The organism is Chitinophaga chungangae, assembly GCF_017742215.1.
GTDB classification, from domain to species: Bacteria; Bacteroidota; Bacteroidia; order Chitinophagales; family Chitinophagaceae; genus Chitinophaga; species Chitinophaga chungangae.
In genome coordinates, this window is record NZ_JAGHKP010000004.1 from 612027 (window position 1) to 629879 (window position 17853).

Genomic DNA, 17853 nt, shown 5'->3' on the forward strand with positions numbered 1-17853 from the left:
AATTTACGAAATAAGTATGGAAATAGCGGATAATACGGCGGTTGTGACCAATCTCCGTTTTCCCGGGATAAAACGCGCATATCCAGTTAAAAGACGACCGGAAGAAGAAAAGGATGCTTAGCAGATGGGAAATTTTTATACCGGGTGGACAGGCGGGAAAATATCCGTGACCGCCGCGAGAACCCTTGGGACCGGCGCGAGAACCGCCGGGACAGAAACATTAACATTAAAGCCGCTGCCTTTTACATAGTGTTCTTGTTATATGCCCGGTCAGCGGCCCTATAGGAAACGCTTCACAAAAGCGTTTCCTATCTTTGCCCCCATGACGCGCTGGGAAAATTACATGAACGCCGCTGAAGAGATCGTTGCAGCATACGACGGCAGCCTGCCTTTACATCATTTCCTGAAGAATTTCTTCAAAGCCCGCCCGCACATGGGCAGCCGCGACCGCAGGCGGGTGCAGCAGCTGGTGTACCAGTATTACCGGCTGGGTAAATGGCAGCCGCAGCTGGACGTGCGGGAACGCATGCTGCTGGGTACCTTCCTTTGTGAAACGTCTCCCGATGCGCTGTTAGGTTTTTTCAAACCGGAATGGAACGAACGTATAACCGGTACCGTTATCGACAAGCTTGTTTTTCTCAATCTGCGCTGGGATGCGGCTTCGGCGTTTCCTTTTGTATCACATCTTTCTGAGGGCATCGACCCGGAAGCTTTCACTTTATCGTACCTGCAACAGCCGCGGCTGTTCATCCGCGCGAGGCCCGGCAAAAAGGCCGCCATCCTGCGTTTGCTGGAAGATGCGGGCGTGGCGCACGAAACGACAGGCGATGCGATCGCGCTGGCCAACGGCATCAAAATAGAGGAGCTGCTGCCGGATAAAAGGGCTTACGAGGTGCAGGATTTATCGTCGCAGGAAACCGGCCATCGTTTCCGTCCGCAGCCGAAAGAGCGCTGGTGGGACTGTTGTGCGGCCAGCGGCGGGAAATCCATCCTCCTGCACGATCAACAGCCTTCCATCGGGCTTACCGTAAGCGATGTACGGGCCAGCATTCTTGAAAATCTCCACAAACGTTTCGCCGAAGCCGGCATCAAACAATACGATGCCCGCGTGCTGGATCTGACCAAACCCGTAACGGGTTTCCGGCCATTCAAAGGCATCATTCTCGATGCGCCCTGCAGCGGTTCCGGCACCTGGGGGCGTTCGCCGGAGCATCTTTTTTATTTTACGGAAGACAGGATTACGGAATACGCGGCATTGCAAAAAAAGATCGCGAAACACGTAACGCCGCTGCTGGAGCCGGGCGGCAGGCTCGTATACATCACCTGTTCCGTTTTTAAGGAAGAAAACGAAGATGCCGTAACGTTTTTACAGAACGAATGCGGGCTGGAGATTGAAGAAAGCGGAGTGATAAAGGGATATGATAGGGAGGCGGATACGATGTTTGTGGCAGTGGGAAGAAATCTCACCTAAACCTCTTGCCCAACGTGCACCAACGATTCTGAGTTAATGCAATACCGCAATCCACTCGGCGCAGGCCCGTCCGGGAAAACGTGGCCCAGGTGGGCGTCGCAGGTGTTGCACATTACTTCGATGCGTACCATGCCGAAGGATTCGTCTTTTTCGTATTGAATGGCATTTTCTTTGACGGGCTGCGTAAAGCTTGGCCAGCCTGTATTTGAATCGAATTTGATAGAGGAATCGAAGAGCTCGGTGCCGCAGCACACGCAATTGTATTTCCCCGGTTCGTAGCGGCTGCACAGTTCTCCGCTGAAACGCGCTTCAGTGCCTTTCCTGCGCGTGATCCGGTATTGTTCAGGCGTGAGCAGGGCTTTCCATTCCCCGTCGGTTTTCTCCACTCTTTTGTCCGGCACGGGGTTGCCTTTGGTGGCGAAATTCAAAACGTCGTTCCAGTTCAGCATCTTCAATAGTTTTATAATGGAAAATTAGTTATTTTTTGGGGAATGAAATATGAATATAACACTGAACGACTGGTTGTTTCAGCTTTGCGATACTGAATCCCCCGATACCTCAATTGCCGCCTATCATTTCGGTCTGTTCGAAACTGCGCATGGCTATGAAATTTACCTGATCGGTTCCAAAGAATTCGATGAGGAAGATAGCGACTGGGCTTGCAATGTGGACTTTGAGCCAGTAAACAAATATTTTCCTCTTACACAGGAAGAATATAGAAATGTAGGCTGGGAAAAGATTTTGGAAAGGATCATTTCAGAACTTTCCGCATTTGTGAGAACGGAAAAATTCGCCACTTCATTTTTTTCAAAAGCAGAGGCGGTATCAACAGGTTTTGATGATGGAGATTTAGTAAGGATAGTGTAAAATAAAAGAAGGAAGCCATTGCTTCCCTCTTACCTTTTATTTAAAAACAAATTCATCTCCTGATAATCCCCCCTGCCAGCACATCGTCTCCTTCATAAAACACGGCGGACTGGCCCGGCGCAATGCCTTTCACCTGGTCGTAAAAATGCACTTTCACGATGCCGTCTTCCTGGTTGTAAACGTTGGCCAGCGTACCTTTGTCTTTATACCGGATCTTCACCACCGATTCCATGCCTTCGGGCAGGTGATCGTATTTCACAAAGTTAAGGCCGCCTACTTTCATTTCGCTGCGGTTCAGCTCGTTTTCGGCACCCAGCACAACCGTATTGGTTTCCGGGATGATTTCGGTCACGAATACGGGCCTTCCAAGGGCAATATCAAGCCCTTTGCGCTGGCCGATGGTATAAAACGGGTAACCTTTGTGTTTGCCTACGATGGTTCCGTCTGCCAGTACGAAATTCCCGCCGTTCACTCTTTCTTCCAGCCCGTCTACTTTCCGTTTCAGGAAACCGCGGTAGTCGTTGTCCGGCACGAAACAGATCTCGTAGCTCTCGGCTTTTTTCGCCAGTTCCGGGTAACCGAAATCGAAGGCCATCTGCCGGATCTCCGTTTTGCGGTAGCCGCCGAGGGGCAGCAGGGTGCGTTTCACCACGTCCTGGTCGAGGCCCCAGAGCACGTAACTCTGGTCTTTGGTTTCATCCACCCCTTTGCTGATCACGCCGCGGCCGTTTTCCACACGAAGGCGGGCATAGTGGCCGGTGGCGATAAATTCACAGTCCATCGCGTCTGCCCGTTTCATCAGTGCGCGCCATTTGATATGGGTGTTGCACAACACGCACGGGTTGGGCGTGCGGCCCGCGATATATTCGTCCACGAAATTATTGATGACAAAATCACCGAATTCGTCCCTTATGTCGAGTATAAAGTGAGGAAAACCATGGTGTACGGCCGCTGCGCGGGCGTCGTTGAAAGAATCCAGGTTACAGCAGCCGGTCTCCTTTTTGGAGGTGCCGGCGGAGGCGTAATCCCAGGTCTTCATGGTGATGCCCACCACTTCGTATCCCTGCTCGTGCAGCATCAGGGCCGTGACCGTACTGTCAATGCCCCCGCTCATGGCTACCAGCACTTTTCCATGCTTGCTCATCAGATTATCAATTAAGACCGCAAAATTACTGAAATCCGGGCAAAAAGGGGGGAAGTTGCCGATAGATACTGCCAATGGGCCTATAGCCCGGAGAGGAACGGCTATAGAAAATTCAAAACAGACAGGATTTACAACGATTGATTTACGCCTTTTGCGTAAAATCTTTAGCATTTTATCAAAAAATTGGAATGCTAATTATATATTTATTGCAAATTAGCTAAGTTATTTAATAAAATATCCATGCATGCTTCCGAGATTGAATAAGCAACACGTTATGAACAACCCCCAATGGGGCATTACACCTGACTATCTGCAATTTCCTGAAAAAGTACTGCAATTCGGTACCGGCGTGCTGCTGCGCGGACTGGTAGATTTCCTGGTAGACAAGGCGAACAAACAGAACATTTTCGAAGGCCGCATCGTGGTGGTGAAGTCCACCGGCGGCGACGCCGGCGCTTTCGATACGCAGGACGGACTTTTTACCACGCACATCAAAGGGATCGCCCAGGGGCAGCCTGTTGATCAGCACCTGGTGAACGCTTCTATTAGCCGTGTTTTGCAATCGAATGCAGAATGGGAAGCGATCCTTGAAGCAGCATCGCAGCCCAGTCTTGAAATTATCGTGTCCAACACCACCGAAGTTGGCATCCAGTACGTGGAAGAAGATGTGATGGCCGGAGTGCCCGCATCTTTCCCCGGAAAACTCCTCGCCGTGCTGCACGAACGTTACCGCAGGAAACTGCCGGGCTTCGTCATCATTCCCACCGAACTGATCGTAGACAACGGCCGGGTGCTGAAAGAGATCGTGATCAAACTCGCGGAATACAATAAAATGCCGGAAGGTTTTATCCAGTGGATCGGGCAGGGCAACCGCTTCTGCAGCTCGCTGGTAGACCGCATCGTGCCCGGCAGGCCGAAAAATATCGCCGACAGCTGGCAGAAAGCGGGGTATGAAGACGAACTGTGGATCGAATCCGAGCCTTTCCTGCTCTGGGCCATCGAGGGAGACGCTGGCGTTGCCCAGAAGCTGTCTTTCCACCAGGCAGACGAACGCATGCTGATCGCGCCCAGCATTACGCCTTACCGCGAACAAAAACTCCGGCTGCTCAACGGCAGCCATACCGCCGCCGTAACCCTCGGTTACCTCTCCGGCCTTAATACCGTGTACGAATGTATGCAAGACGCTTATATGCGCCGTTTCTTCGAAACCGTGGTGCTGGAAGAGATCCTTCCCACCCTCGAAAACCTGGGCCCCCAGGCGGCGGTTTTTGCAAAAGACGTGCTCGACCGTTTCGCCAACCCTTACATCGAACATAAACTCATCAGCATTACCTTCCAGCAAAGCTCCAAGATGAACGCGCGCAATGTGCAGACCCTGCTGCGTTACCGCGAAGCGAAAGGGCTGCTGCCGGAAAAAATGCTGCTCGGCTTCGCCAGCACTTTGCTGTTCCTCAAACCGGCAAAAGAAACGAACGGCAAATACCAGGGTCAGCGCGGGGATGCATTCTACGACATCACCGACGATAACGCGGCCGTTTTCGCGGCCCACTGGAAACCGGTCGAAAAAGCGGGCTACCCCGAAGTGTCGGCCATGGTGAAAGAGATCTGTGCAGACACGCGGCTGTGGCAAACCGACCTCAACACCCTGCCCGGCTTTGCCGACACCGTTACCGATCACCTCATGGGGATGATGCAGAACGGCGTGAAAGAGTACATCACCCACCATTCCAAGGTCCTTTAAGCCACACGTTCATGAAAACATTTCTGTCAGAAGACTTTATACTGCAAACCGACACAGCGAGAAAATTATATTTCGACTACGCGAAAGACATGCCGGTGATCGATTACCACAACCATCTTCCGCCGGACGAAATTGCGTCTAACCGCAGCTTCTCCACCATCACGGAAGCCTGGCTCAAGGGCGACCACTACAAATGGCGGGCGATGCGCGCCAATGGCGTGAATGAAGATCTCATCACCGGCAATGCGGACGATTTCACCAAGTTCAAAGTATGGGCGGAAACCGTGCCTTACACCATGCGCAACCCGCTGTACCACTGGACGCACATGGAACTGCTCAATCCTTTCGGCGTGAAGGACGTGCTGAACGCCAACAGTGCGGCGAAGATCTACGAAACCTGCAATGCGCAGCTGCCGAAGCTCACCACGCAAACGCTGCTGAAACATTTTAATGTGGACGCATTGTGCACTACAGACGATCCGGCCGAGCCGCTCGACCATCACATCGCTATCCGCAAGCAGGGCTTTTCCATCAAAGTATTGCCCACTTTCCGGCCAGACAAGGCCATGGCGGTGGAAGACGCCGCCTCGTTCAAAGCCTACATGCACAAGCTCGGCGCGGCGGCAGACATCGAGATAAAAAATTACCGGTCGCTGCTGGAAGCGCTGAAAAAACGCCACGATTATTTCCATGAAAACGGCGGCCGTTTGTCCGACCACGGGCTGAACTATTTCGTATACGCCGAATTTACCGACGCCGCGCTGGAACAGGCTTTCCAGGACGTAATGGCCGGCAAGAAACTTTCAGACGATACCGTGGTGATGTTCAAAGCCGCCACGCTGCATCATATCTGCACCTGGAACCACGAAAAAGGCTGGGCGCAGCAGTTTCACGCAGGCGCCATCCGCAACAACAATTCCCGCCTGCTGAAACGCCTTGGTGCAGACGCGGGGGTGGATTCCATTGGCGACTGGCCCATGGCCGAAGCCATGAGCCGTTTCTTCGACCGGCTGGACCGGGACGGGCAGCTCGCCAAAACCATCGTATATAACCTGAACCCTGCATATAACGAAGTGTACGCCACCATGGCGGGCAACTTCCAGGACGGCAGCGTGGCCGGCAAAATGCAGTTCGGCTCCGGCTGGTGGTTCCTCGATCAGAAAGACGGGATGGAAAAACAAATGAACGCATTGAGCAACATGGGCCTGCTCAGCCGCTTCGTGGGCATGCTCACCGATTCGCGCAGCTTCCTCTCTTTCCCGAGGCATGAGTATTTCAGGAGAATATTGTGTAATTTGATCGGTAATGATGTGGAGAACGGCGAATTGCCGAACGATGTGCCATGGTTAGGCAAAATGGTACAGGATATTTGTTTTAACAACGCCAAAGCGTATTTTAATTTCTGATGCAACCGGTATCTGTAATCACTTTTGGAGAAATATTATTAAGGCTTAGTCCCGACTGGCCGAAACAACGCGCGGCGCTGTTCGTGGGAGGGGCGGAAGCCAATGTGGCCGCGGCTTTGGCCACATGGGGCAATAAAGTAGCATATATCAGCAAAACGCCGGAGAACGGTCTCAGCAAACAAGTGCTCGCACAGCTGCAGGCCATTGGCGTGCAAACGGACAGGATGCTTTGGGGCGGCGACCGCATCGGCGCGTATTACCTCGCGCAGGGCTCGGACCTGAAACATGCGGAAGTAGTGTACGACCGCAAATATTCCAGCTTCTCGGAGATCAAACCGGGAACGGTGGACTGGGATTCGCTGCTGGGCGACGCGCAATGGTTCCACTGGAGCGCCATTTCGCCGGCGCTGAATCCCGATGCGGCGGTTATTTGCAGGGAAGTGCTGGAAGCGGCCACCCGCAAAGGCATGACCATTTCGACGGACCTCAACTACCGCAGCAAACTGTGGCAGTACGGCCGCACTCCGCTGGAAGTGATGCCGGAGCTCACGAAGTATTGCCATGTGATCATGGGCAACATCTGGGCGGCGAACATGATGCTGGGCACGCCGCTCAACCAGGAATTGATCAAAGCCGAAACAAAAGAAGCATACCTGGAAGCGGCGAAAGCATCCGCCGCGGCCATTATCGCAGAATATCCGAAATGCGACAGGGTGGCTTTCACCTTCCGTTTTTCGGCCGCGCCCACGCATAATTTGTATTACGCCGTGTATTATACCGGCGGCGAATTGTACGTGAGCAGGCAATACGAGACCAACGAAGTGGTAGACCGGGTAGGCAGCGGAGACAGCTTTATGGCAGGCCTCATTCACGCCAACCTCAACGGGCTCGACCATCAGGACACGATTTCCTACGCCGCCGCGGCGGCATATTCCAAGCTGTTCCGCACCGGCGATTTTAATCTGACGGAGAAAGAATCGATCACACAATTGATGTAAGCATAATGAGACCAAACGCAGATACGATCATACAGGCATTTGAAGCCACGAAGGTAGTGCCGGTTTTTTATCATGAAGACCCCGCGGTATGCGTGGAAGTGATGAAAGCCTGCTACGAAGGCGGCATCCGTGTATTTGAATTTACCAACCGGGGAGAGCATGCCCGTCATAACTTCGCCGTGCTGCGCGATATAAAAACCGCTTCCATGCCCGATATGTACCTGGGCATCGGCACCATTAAAAACGCGGCGGACGCGAAAGCGTATACCGACATGGGCGCGGACTTTATCGTATGCCCGGTGGTAGATCCCGAAACTGCGGCGTATTGCAAAGAGCAGGGCATTCTCTGGGTGCCGGGCTGCATGACGCCCACGGAAATTTCCGTGGCGGAAAAAAACGAAGCGCAACTGGTAAAATTATTCCCCGGCAGCTCACTGGGCCCGGGTTTTGTAAAAGCGATCAAACCTTTGTTCCCCTCGCTCCGCTTTATGCCAACCGGGGGAGTGGAACCCGAGAAAGACAACCTGGACCAGTGGTTCGGCGCCGGCGTGGTATGCGTGGGCATGGGGTCTAACCTCATTTCAAAAAGCGCTATTGATCAGCAGGACTGGAAAGGATTAAGCGCTAAAATCAAGCAAACGTTTGCATTACTCGGAAATGCGAAGTAAATTGAGATTTCATTTTTTATTCCTAAATACCCGTTATGAGCCAAATAGAAATTAAGGACCCTGCCGCGTCGGGCATGCAGCAGGTTACAGAGAAAGTGAGCAAGTACCGGTGGCGCATCCTGGCTATGTTATTCGTGGCAACCACCATTAACTATGTAGACAGAAGCATCATCGGCGTGCTGGGGCCCACCTTGCAGAATCACGTGTTTCACTGGACCAATACAGAGTACAGCAATATCAACTTTTCTTTTATGATCGCTTACGCCCTGGGCATGCTGCTGATGGGCGGGCTGGTAGACCGCCTGGGCACCAAGTTCGGGTATGCCATATCCATCGGTATCTGGAGCGTTTTCAGCCTGGCGCACGCGCTTGTTACCAAAAGCATGGGCTGGATCGGCTTTGCCGTGGCTCGTTTTGGCCTGGGCATCGGCGAATCGGGCAACTTCCCGTCCTGTATCAAAACGGTGGCGGAATGGTTTCCCAAAAAAGAACGCGCTTTTGCGACCGGCATATTTAACGCCGGTACGAACATCGGGGCCATTCTCGCACCGTTGATCGTGCCGCTGGTGGTAATGAACGATGGTACGAACTGGCAGTTCGCCTTCTGTGTCACCTTCGTGTTCAGTGCAGTATGGCTGGTGATCTGGCTCACCACTTACAAAAAACCGGAAGTTCATCCCAAAGTAAGCAAAGCGGAACTGGATTATATCCTCAGCGATACCGTGGTGGAAAACAACCAGCGTTTGCCCTGGAAAAGAGTGTTCGGCCTGAAAGAAACATGGGCGTTCGCCATCGCAAAAACCACAGACGCCGTTTGGTGGTTCTACCTCTTCTGGGGCGGCTTTTTCCTGCACGCGCAATTCGGGCTGGAACTGAAAGGCCTTGCATTGCCGATGATGACCATCTACCTGATCTCCGATATCGGCAGCATCGTAGGCGGCTGGCTCTCTTCCAAATTCATCAAAATGGGCTGGACCATCAATAAATCACGTAAAACCACGTTGCTGCTTTGCGCGATCCTGATCATGCCGGTTGCTTTCGCTACGCAGACAGACAACCAGTGGGTAGCGGTATTGCTGATCGGTTTGGCGGCCGGCGGCCACCAGGCATGGTCTGCCAATATTTTCACCATCGTGTCTGACGTATTCCCGAAAAAAGCGACCGCTTCCGTGGTAGGCATCGGTGGCATGGTAGGCGCGCTGGCCAGTGCGGGAGCCAACCTCAGCCTCGGCAGGGTGTTGGACAGCAGCGGAAAATCCGGTTACTTCTTCGCATTCCTCATCGCGGGATGTTTGTACCTGGTGGCCCTGCTGGCGATCCACCTGATCATGCCGAAAATGAGAGCGAGAGACGAGAACCTGCGTTACGTGGAAACGAACTAGAAAATCTTTCACAGGACATAAAAAAGGGCCGGTCTTATGATCCGGCCCTTTTTGTTTTCGGATGGGCACAAAAAAACGGCGTGCTGTTGATGCACGCCGCTGTTGTATTCTGCTAAACCGTTTGAAAACTTTAAAGGCTCACGCCGCGTTTCCAGGGAATAAAATCGTCCTGGTGCAGATCTTCCGCCTTGGTGCGCACTTCGCCGCTCGCAACTTTCACCACGTAATCGAGCACGTCTTCACCCATTTGTTCGATGGATTTCTGACCGCTGATGATGCTGCCGGTATCGATGTCGATAATATCGGGCATACGCTGGGCGAGGCGTGTGTTGGTAGAGAGTTTTATCACCGGCGCGATGGGGTTGCCTGTGGGCGTGCCCAGGCCGGTAGTGAACAGCACCACGGAAGCGCCGGAGCCCACCTCAGCGGAAGTGGATTCCACGTCGTTGCCCGGCGTGCAAAGCAGGTTCAGCCCGGGTTTGGTCGCATATTCGGTATAATCCAGCACGTCCGTTACCGGTGAGGTGCCGCCTTTTTTGGCAGCGCCCGCCGATTTGATCGCGTCTGTGATCAGCCCGTCTTTGATGTTGCCGGGGGACGGGTTCATATGAAAACCGGAGCCCACCATCTGCGCCTGGCTTTCGTATGCACGCATGATGGAAATGAACTTGTCTGCCGTCGTATCGTTCTCGCAACGGTTGATCAGTTCCTGTTCCACGCCGCACAACTCGGGAAACTCGGAAAGAATGGTAGTGCCGCCGAGCGCTACCAGCAGATCGGAAGTATGACCGATGGCGGGATTGGCGGAGATGCCGGAGAACCCGTCTGACCCGCCGCATTCCAGCCCGATCACGATCTTGGAAAGAGGAGCGGGCCTGCGTTCCGTTTTATTGGCTTCCACCAATGCGAGGAATGTGTCTTTAATCGCCGTGGAAAGCATGTTGAACTCCGATCCGCTGGTTTGCTGTTCGTATACGAGTACGGGTTTGGTGAAGTTCGGGTTGAGTTTTTTCAGCGCGCTCTGCAGGATAGACACCTGCGCGTGCTGGCAGCCGAGGCTCAGCACGGTAGCGCCCGCCACGTTGGGATGATGGATGTATCCGGCGAGCAATGCGCAGAGCGCATCGGAATCCTGCCGGGTGCCCCCGCATCCGCCTTCGTGGATCAGGAATTTCACGCCGTCGATGTTCGGGAACACCGGGTTGCGTTTGGCGGCTTTGGCCGCTTCTTCCGGCCGGTAGTTTTTAATGCCTTCCAGGTTGCCGCTTTTATACAGGTTCACCAGGTCGCTCACCTGTTCGTTGTATACTTCGGTAGGCGCGAAACCCAGCCCCTTCTCAAAAGCTGTCTTGATCACGTTCACATTCCTGTTCTCGCAAAATACCATCGGTATCACGAGCCAGTAATTGCGGGTGCCCACCTGCCCGTCTTCCCGGTGAAAACCGTTGAACGTGGTGTTCTGCCAGCGGCTTACGTCTGGCTTATGCCAGTTGATGCTGTCGTCTTTGGCATGGAAGGTGTCCGCATCGTGCTGGAGGTTCTTGACCGTAATGGCCTCACCCTCCCGGATATCTGTAACGGCCTTGCCCACCAGTACGCCGTACATGAGTACGGGATCGCCCGCTGTAAGCGGTTTGAGCGGAAATTTATGTTTAGCGGGAATGTTCTGTTTTAACTGAATTGTTGAGCCATTAAACTGAATATTCTGCCCTGCCGGTAAATCCTGTAAAGCCACCAGCACATTGTCTTTCGGATGAATCTGAAGATACGTGTTCATGATTTGCAAAATAGCGCATTTGCCGAAGCCGCGTTAATACTAAAATCTGTTTTTGTGATTGGATATTAACCCGCACAAAGGTACAAAAGTGCCGGGGTAAAACAGCCTGTCAGTGCGACCGGAGACATAGAACAGACTGTTTTATGGCAATTGAATGCAAACGTTTGCATTTCTCGTCATTTCGTGCTATCTTTCCGGGGTTATCAACCAGAATTTGATAATATTTGCAACCTTACGGAACATTTTAAAATCCACTTTTTGATGAACACGTCTGTTGAAACTAGATACGCCAGCAGTCCCCGGGAAGCGAAAGCCTGGGACACTGCGCAAACAAGGGAAGCACTACTTATCACCCCGCTTTTTATCGAAGACCAGGTAAAACTGGTATACAGCCACTACGACCGCTTTATTACCGGCGGCGTAATGCCCGTAAAACAATCCGTGAAACTGGAAACCGTAGACCCTCTCAAGGCAAACTATTTCCTTGAGCGTCGCGAGCTCGGCATCATCAATACCGGCGGGGCCGGGAAGGTGAGCGTGGACGGCGAGGTGTTCGACCTCGGCTTCAAAGAAGCGCTGTACATCGGCAAAGGCAAACAGGAAGTGATCTTTTCCAGCAACAACGGCGCCGAACCGGCCCGTTTTTACCTGAACTCCACGCCCGCGCACATGACCTATCCCACACGCCGCATCACCCGCGCGGAAGCGGATATCGTAACGCTGGGCGCGCAGGAAACTTCCAACCACCGCACCATTAATAAACTGCTGGTGAATTCGGTGCTGCCTACCTGCCAGCTGCAGATGGGCATGACGGAACTGAAACCCGGCAATACCTGGAACACCATGCCCGCGCATACGCACGACCGCCGCATGGAAGTGTATTTTTATTTCGAAGTGCCGCAGGGGCAGTCTGTATGCCACTTCTGGGGCGAGCCGCAGGAAACGCGCCACATCTGGATGCAGAACAACGAAGCGGTGATCTCCCCGCCATGGTCTATCCACTCCGGCGCAGGCACCAGCAACTACACGTTTATCTGGGGCATGGCCGGCGAAAACCTGGACTATGGAGATATGGACCATTGCGCCATTCCCGACCTGAAATAGACCGCATTTTTGCCGTACTACCGGCAATGCATATACGTTATAACTGATACTCAAGATCCATGAAGAAATTCACTCAATGGTGCGTATGCTCCTGCGTCGCACTGGGACTGGCTTTTCCCGCCGCAGCCCAGCAACGCCTTCTTCCTGATTCGATCATGGCGTCCATGAAAAAGGTCGCCGGCTGGCAATTCCGCTACCTCGAAAAAGAAGGCTGGCAGCACGCCAAAACCGACTGGACCAATGGTGCGCTGTATGCCGGCGTGTATGCGTTCGCAGAATATGCGAACGACCAACAGTACTTTCAACGGCTGATCGATATTTCCGCTGAAAACAACTGGGATGCGGGCCGCCGCCGGTTTTTCGCAGACGATTATTGTGTGGGGCAAACCTATTCGCAGCTTTACGGCGTTTATGGCGAAGATTACATGATCAGCCGCTGGCGCAGGCTGGCGGACAGCATCGTGGCGCAACCGCATACCGAAAGCTTGGAATGGGTGAACAATATCCACAGCCGCGAATGGGCCTGGTGCGATGCGCTGTTCATGGGCCCGCCCGCACTGGCGTACCTTTCCACCGTTACCGGCGAGCCGAAATATTTGCAGACCGCCATCAAACTCTGGTGGAAAACTTCAGACTTTCTTTACAGCAAAGAAAATTCACTCTACTTCCGGGACGGCCGTTATTTCAATCAAAAAGAAAAGAACGGTCAGCCCGTATTCTGGAGCCGCGGCAATGGCTGGGTGATGGGCGGCCTCGTGCGCATGCTCAACAACATTCAGCCGGGAGACCCTGCCCGCGCGGCTTTCGAGCGGCAGTTCAAAGAAATGGCCGCCAAAGTAGCTTCATTGCAGAATGCGGACGGCACCTGGCACGCGGCTTTGCTGGACCAGGAGAGTTATCCCGCCAAAGAAACCAGCGGCACAGGCTTTTTCCTGTACGCCATCGCCTGGGGCGTGAACAATGGTTTGCTGCCGAAAGAAACCTATCGCCCCGTGCTGGTGAAAGGCTGGGCGGCTTTACAATCTTCCGTGCAGCCCAATGGCAAGCTCGGTTTTGTGCAGATGATCGCCGCCGCGCCGGGAAAAGCCACGGCAGACGATACCGAAGTATACGGCGTGGGCGCTTACCTGCTGGCCGGTACCGAGCTGCTGAAAATGAGCGTCAAAGAGCAGGTATGGCCCGTGACCATCGAACTGTATAACCCCGCCGGCGCGCCTTCCGGGCTGACCGAGATGGATTACAAAACGCTGGCCGACAGTTGGAAACCTTTGCGCAGGGGGCCTTTCAAAATCACCAATGCCATCACCGGCGAAGAATACGCTTACCAGCTTATTTACGAAGGGCAGAAAGAGCCCGTGAAAATACTGGTAGACGCGCCGCTGGCGCCAGGGGCCAAAGTGATGGCCACCCTCGAAGAAGGACTGCCCGCGCCGGTCGTGAAAAAAACGTACGGCCGCTATGTGCCTGAAAGAAAAGACGACTTTGCCTGGGAAAACGACCGCGTAGCCTTCAGAATGTATGGCCGCGCGTTGGAAGCCACTCCCAAGGAAATGGCATATGGCGTTGACTTCTGGAACAAACGCACGGGCAATCTCGTGATCGACAAATGGTACAAACGCACCAATTATCATAAAGACGACGGCGACGGCCTCGATTATTATCATGTGGGCCTGATGCTCGGCGCCGGCGGCATTGCGCCGTACGTGGGCGACAGCATCTGGCATTCCCGCAACTACACCGCCCAGCGCATTATCGACAGCGGCGCGCTGCGCACTACTTTCGAGTTGGGATACGAGCCCTGGAACGTGAACGGGAAACAGGTGAACGTTACCAAGACCGTTTCCATCGACGCGCATGCGCAGCTCAGCAAAATGGTGATCCGGTATACAGACGAGCTGCCCGTGGCCATCGGCATCAGCAAACGCAAGGAAGCGGGCACCATCCTGCTGGAAGAAGGGAAAGGCGTGATGGGTTACTGGGAGCCGCAGCATGGGGAAGACGGCATAACCGGCATCGGTTGCGTGGTATTGAGCCCGGTAAAGGAGATGAAAGTGGAGAAAGGCCACATCCTGACCGTGTCCGCAACGGATAAGAACAAAACCGTAACTTACTACACAGGGGGAGCCTGGAACAAAGCCGGCATCATCACCGGCGCGGACCAGTGGTTCACCTACCTGCGCCAGCAGGCCGAACGGCTCCGGAAACCTGTAAGGGTTAAAATTTCCAAGTAAAAAAATAATCCGCATCATGAGCGTACTCGATCTATTCAGCCTGAAAGGCAAAACCGCCCTGGTAACGGGGTGTAAAAGAGGCATCGGCAAAGCCATGGCAGTGGCGCTGGCAGAGGCGGGGGCAGACGTTATCGGCGTTTCGGCGTCGCTGGAGCTGACCGGCAGCGAGGTGGAAAAAGCGGTGCTGGCCACCGGCCGCAGGTTCAAAGCCTACCAATGCGATTTTGGGAAGCGCGAAGCATTGCATACTTTTATTGGAACGGTCCGAAAGGATTTTCCGGTGATAGACATTCTCGTGAACAATGCGGGCACCATTATGCGCAAGCCTGCCGCGGAACACCCCGACGAATACTGGGACGAAGTGATCGCCATTAACCAGACCGCCCAGTTCATACTTACCCGCGAGATCGGGAAAGGCATGCTGGAGCGCGGAAGCGGCAAGGTGATCTTTACGGCTTCGCTGCTCACTTTCCAGGGCGGCATCAACGTGCCGGGTTACGCAGCCAGCAAAGGCGCGGTAGGCCAGCTTACCAAAGCATTCGCCAACGAATGGGCATCCAAAGGCGTAAACGTGAATGCCATCGCGCCGGGTTATATTTCCACGGATAACACAGCAGCCCTCCGTGCCGACGAGAAGCGCAGCCAGAGCATACTGGAACGCATCCCCGCCGCGCGCTGGGGCGAGCCGGAAGACTTTACAGGACCGGTCGTATTTCTGGCCTCTGACGCATCCAGCTACATGCACGGCACCGTAATGACGGTAGACGGCGGCTGGATGGGCAGGTAAATAATTAACCAATATGTCCGTACGTTCCGAGAAAACGATCGTAGATATCGCCGAAGAGCTGAACCTCTCCGTGTCTACGGTATCCCGTGCCCTGAATGACCACCCTAACATCAGCGCCAAAACAAAAGACAGGGTGAAAAAGATGGCGCGGAAGCTGGGCTACCGCCCCAACGCCATGGCCGCCGGTCTTCGCAACAACAAAAGCAAGACCATCGGCCTCATCGTGCCGCGCATCTCCATGTTCTACCCCGCCACCATCAGCACTATCATCCAGAACAAACTGATGGAATACGGGTACAACCTCATCATCTGCCAGAGCAACGATTCCCTCGAGCAGGAGATCGCCCTGGCCAACACCCTGTACTCGGCGCGCGTAGACGGGCTGGCGGTTTCAGCCACGCTGTACACCACCGATTTTTCCCACTTCGACATATTCAAACAGCAAAACATCCCGCTCGTCTTTTTCGACCGCGTGCCCACCAAGGATTACAACGTGAAAGTGATCAAAGGCGACGATTTCCTGGGAGGTTTCCTGGCCACCGAGCACCTGATCGAACAGGGCTGCAAAGACATCGTTCACATCTCCGGCCCGCTTACCTGCAACCTGTACAAGGAAAGGCTGGCAGGGTACAAGGAAGCATTGCAGAAATACAAGCAGCCTTTCAAAAAGCCGCGCGTGTTTTTCCATGAGCTCACCCGCGAGAACGCATGGGCCACGGCCGAGAAGATCTTTTCCCAGAAACCCGCGCCCGACGGGATTTTCGCCACCAACGACACCACCGCCATCACCCTGCTGGAATACTGCCGCAAAAACGGCATCAGCGTGCCGGAAGATTGCAAGATCGTGGGTTATTCCAACGACCCCCGCACGGAGATCGTAACGCCCTCCATCACGTCTGTAGACCAGTACCCCGCCACCATGGGCGAAAGGGTGGTAGCCGCACTGATGGACCTTATACAGGCCAAACACCCGCCCGCCTACCGGCATTCGCAGGAAATTGTGCCGATACAGTTAGTAGCAAGGGAAAGTTCCGCGGGAACTTCCAAAAAGAAAAAATGATCCACATTATGAAGAAGATTGTCTTTTTATTACTCGCCTTCGGGGCTTTCCACGCCCAGGCGCAAACGAAATTATCGGTAAAAAAAATGAAGGCGCTGGCAGACGAAAGCCTTCAGTTCTCTGCAAAACAGTACAAACACATGATGCAGAACCTGCCGGATTCCCTTTTTCCCCGCTCCACCAATAAAGACGGCAGCCTCATGACCGCGAAGTTCAACTGGTGGACGGCGGGGTTCTACCCCGGCAGCTGCTGGTACCTGTACGAAGCCACCAAAGACCCGGCCTTTAAACAGGAAGCGCTCAAACGCCAGCAATACCTGCTGCCCGACCAGTACCGCACCAATACGCACGACCTCGGCTTTTTGATGTACTGCAGCTTTGGTAACGAGCTCCGGCTGGAAGGCACGCCCGCGGCCAAAGACATACTGATGACCAGCTCGCGCTCCCTCATCAAACGTTACAAGCCCACCATCGGCGCCATCCGCAGCTGGGACCACTCCGGCTGGAAGTGCCCCGTGATCATCGACAACATGATGAACCTCGAAATGCTTTGCTGGGCCACTAAAAACAGCGGCGACAGCACCTTCTGGAACATCGCGGTGAACCACGCGAACACGACCATGAAAAATCACTTCCGCGACGATTACAGCTCTTACCACGTGATCGATTACGATACCATCACCGGGCAGGTGATCGCCAAAAAGACCCACCAGGGCCATTCTGACGCTTCCGCATGGAGCCGCGGCCAGGCTTGGGGACTGTATGGCTACACCATGATGTACCGCGAGACCAAAGACAAAAAATACCTGGACCAGGCGCGCCACATCGCCGATTATATGCTCAACCACCCGCATATGCCCAAAGACCTCGTGCCATATTACGATTACGATGCGCCCGAGATCCCCAACGCCATCCGCGACGCGTCCGCTGCGGCCGTAATGGCCAGCGCGCTGCTGGAGCTGAGCAGGTACACCAATAAAACCGAAAGCAAACGTTACTGGAATGCCGGCGCGGACGCATTAGCGAGCCTCGCAAGCCCGGCATACCGCGCGAAAGAAGGGGAGAACAACAACTTCATCCTCATGCACAGCACCGGTTCCATGCCCGGCAATTCCGAAATAGACGTGCCGCTGTCTTACGCCGATTATTATTTCCTCGAAGGAATGCTGCGTTACAAACAATGGGCCGGCAAATAATTTTAATAAGATTTTAATATT

At 53.9% G+C, this 17853-nt stretch carries 15 protein-coding genes; 12 read left to right on the forward strand and 3 right to left on the reverse strand.

The features are described from left to right. Positions 1-322: 322 nt before the first annotated feature. On the forward strand, positions 323-1471 hold the full coding sequence (locus J7I43_RS22080; RefSeq protein ID WP_209148044.1) for an RsmB/NOP family class I SAM-dependent RNA methyltransferase: 1149 nt from the start codon (positions 323-325) through the stop codon (positions 1469-1471). Here the strand turns inward: J7I43_RS22080 and msrB are convergent. After that, positions 1468-1920, reverse strand: a complete 453-nt coding sequence (gene msrB / locus J7I43_RS22085; RefSeq protein ID WP_209148045.1) for a peptide-methionine (R)-S-oxide reductase MsrB — start codon at positions 1918-1920, stop codon at positions 1468-1470. The two genes, J7I43_RS22080 and msrB, sit on opposite strands and share 4 nt — an antisense overlap. 49 nt (positions 1921-1969) lie before the next feature. Between msrB and J7I43_RS22090 the strand changes: the two genes are divergently transcribed. After that, entirely contained in the window at positions 1970-2338 is a 369-nt protein-coding gene (locus tag J7I43_RS22090) for a hypothetical protein (RefSeq protein ID WP_209148046.1), read from the forward strand. Positions 2339-2390: 52 nt separating this feature from the next. Here J7I43_RS22090 and mnmA read toward each other — a convergent pair whose 3' ends face one another. Then, positions 2391-3482, reverse strand: a complete 1092-nt coding sequence (mnmA, locus tag J7I43_RS22095; protein WP_209148047.1) for a tRNA 2-thiouridine(34) synthase MnmA — start codon at positions 3480-3482, stop codon at positions 2391-2393. Between the two features lie 274 nt (positions 3483-3756). Here mnmA and J7I43_RS22100 point away from each other — a divergent pair, with 274 nt between their 5' ends. The 5 genes from J7I43_RS22100 to J7I43_RS22120 are packed head-to-tail and all read left to right on the forward strand — an operon-like array spanning position 3757 to position 9677. Then, a complete protein-coding gene (locus J7I43_RS22100) occupies positions 3757-5223 on the forward strand; it encodes a tagaturonate reductase (RefSeq protein ID WP_209148048.1) in 1467 nt (488 codons plus the stop codon). An 11-nt stretch (positions 5224-5234) separates the two neighbouring features. Beyond that, on the forward strand, positions 5235-6629 hold the full coding sequence (gene uxaC / locus J7I43_RS22105; RefSeq protein ID WP_209148049.1) for a glucuronate isomerase: 1395 nt from the start codon (positions 5235-5237) through the stop codon (positions 6627-6629). After that, entirely contained in the window at positions 6629-7627 is a 999-nt protein-coding gene (locus J7I43_RS22110; RefSeq protein ID WP_209148050.1) for a sugar kinase, read from the forward strand. The genes uxaC and J7I43_RS22110 overlap by 1 nt, the downstream gene beginning before the upstream one ends. Positions 7628-7632: 5 nt before the next feature. Further along, positions 7633-8295, forward strand: a complete 663-nt coding sequence (locus tag J7I43_RS22115; RefSeq protein WP_209148051.1) for a beta/alpha barrel domain-containing protein — start codon at positions 7633-7635, stop codon at positions 8293-8295. Positions 8296-8330: 35 nt separating this feature from the next. After that, the gene (locus J7I43_RS22120) at positions 8331-9677 is read left to right on the forward strand and encodes an MFS transporter (protein WP_209148052.1); all 1347 of its coding nucleotides are present in this window, start codon (positions 8331-8333) and stop codon (positions 9675-9677) included. 130 nt (positions 9678-9807) lie between these two features. Here the strand turns inward: J7I43_RS22120 and J7I43_RS22125 are convergent, their stop codons facing one another. Continuing rightward, positions 9808-11454: a UxaA family hydrolase gene (locus J7I43_RS22125; RefSeq protein WP_209148053.1), complete on the reverse strand. Its 1647-nt coding sequence runs from the start codon at positions 11452-11454 to the stop codon at positions 9808-9810. Positions 11455-11715: 261 nt separating this feature from the next. On the opposite strand from J7I43_RS22125, the gene kduI reads away from it, so the two are divergent. The 5 genes from kduI to J7I43_RS22150 are packed head-to-tail and all read left to right on the forward strand — an operon-like array spanning position 11716 to position 17832. Beyond that, on the forward strand, positions 11716-12558 hold the full coding sequence (gene kduI, locus J7I43_RS22130; protein ID WP_209148054.1) for a 5-dehydro-4-deoxy-D-glucuronate isomerase: 843 nt from the start codon (positions 11716-11718) through the stop codon (positions 12556-12558). A 59-nt stretch (positions 12559-12617) separates the two neighbouring features. After that, positions 12618-14789 carry a glycoside hydrolase family 88 protein gene (locus J7I43_RS22135; RefSeq protein WP_209148055.1) on the forward strand — a complete coding sequence of 724 codons (2172 nt, stop codon included), beginning with the start codon at positions 12618-12620 and terminating at the stop codon, positions 14787-14789. Positions 14790-14805: 16 nt separating this feature from the next. After that, on the forward strand, positions 14806-15576 hold the full coding sequence (locus tag J7I43_RS22140; RefSeq protein WP_209148056.1) for an SDR family oxidoreductase: 771 nt from the start codon (positions 14806-14808) through the stop codon (positions 15574-15576). 13 nt (positions 15577-15589) lie between these two features. Beyond that, on the forward strand, positions 15590-16636 hold the full coding sequence (locus tag J7I43_RS22145; RefSeq protein ID WP_209148057.1) for a LacI family DNA-binding transcriptional regulator: 1047 nt from the start codon (positions 15590-15592) through the stop codon (positions 16634-16636). 8 nt (positions 16637-16644) lie between these two features. Further along, positions 16645-17832: a glycoside hydrolase family 88 protein gene (locus J7I43_RS22150; RefSeq protein WP_209148058.1), complete on the forward strand. Its 1188-nt coding sequence runs from the start codon at positions 16645-16647 to the stop codon at positions 17830-17832. Positions 17833-17853: the final 21 nt, after the last annotated feature.

What these genes read in the sequence shown, in the direction of transcription:
- J7I43_RS22140 (WP_209148056.1), top strand. Translation starts at nt 14,806, where the DNA reads ATGAGCGTACTCGATCTATTCAGCCTGAAAGGCAAAACCGCCCTGGTA.
- uxaC (WP_209148049.1), top strand. Translation starts at nt 5,235, where the DNA reads ATGAAAACATTTCTGTCAGAAGACTTTATACTGCAAACCGACACAGCG.
- J7I43_RS22090 (WP_209148046.1), top strand. Translation starts at nt 1,970, where the DNA reads ATGAATATAACACTGAACGACTGGTTGTTTCAGCTTTGCGATACTGAA.
- mnmA (WP_209148047.1), bottom strand. Translation starts at nt 3,482, where the DNA reads ATGAGCAAGCATGGAAAAGTGCTGGTAGCCATGAGCGGGGGCATTGAC.
- msrB (WP_209148045.1), bottom strand. Translation starts at nt 1,920, where the DNA reads ATGCTGAACTGGAACGACGTTTTGAATTTCGCCACCAAAGGCAACCCC.
- J7I43_RS22125 (WP_209148053.1), bottom strand. Translation starts at nt 11,454, where the DNA reads ATGAACACGTATCTTCAGATTCATCCGAAAGACAATGTGCTGGTGGCT.
- J7I43_RS22150 (WP_209148058.1), top strand. Translation starts at nt 16,645, where the DNA reads ATGAAGAAGATTGTCTTTTTATTACTCGCCTTCGGGGCTTTCCACGCC.
- J7I43_RS22110 (WP_209148050.1), top strand. Translation starts at nt 6,629, where the DNA reads ATGCAACCGGTATCTGTAATCACTTTTGGAGAAATATTATTAAGGCTT.
- kduI (WP_209148054.1), top strand. Translation starts at nt 11,716, where the DNA reads ATGAACACGTCTGTTGAAACTAGATACGCCAGCAGTCCCCGGGAAGCG.
- J7I43_RS22145 (WP_209148057.1), top strand. Translation starts at nt 15,590, where the DNA reads ATGTCCGTACGTTCCGAGAAAACGATCGTAGATATCGCCGAAGAGCTG.
- J7I43_RS22135 (WP_209148055.1), top strand. Translation starts at nt 12,618, where the DNA reads ATGAAGAAATTCACTCAATGGTGCGTATGCTCCTGCGTCGCACTGGGA.
- J7I43_RS22080 (WP_209148044.1), top strand. Translation starts at nt 323, where the DNA reads ATGACGCGCTGGGAAAATTACATGAACGCCGCTGAAGAGATCGTTGCA.
- J7I43_RS22115 (WP_209148051.1), top strand. Translation starts at nt 7,633, where the DNA reads ATGAGACCAAACGCAGATACGATCATACAGGCATTTGAAGCCACGAAG.
- J7I43_RS22100 (WP_209148048.1), top strand. Translation starts at nt 3,757, where the DNA reads ATGAACAACCCCCAATGGGGCATTACACCTGACTATCTGCAATTTCCT.
- J7I43_RS22120 (WP_209148052.1), top strand. Translation starts at nt 8,331, where the DNA reads ATGAGCCAAATAGAAATTAAGGACCCTGCCGCGTCGGGCATGCAGCAG.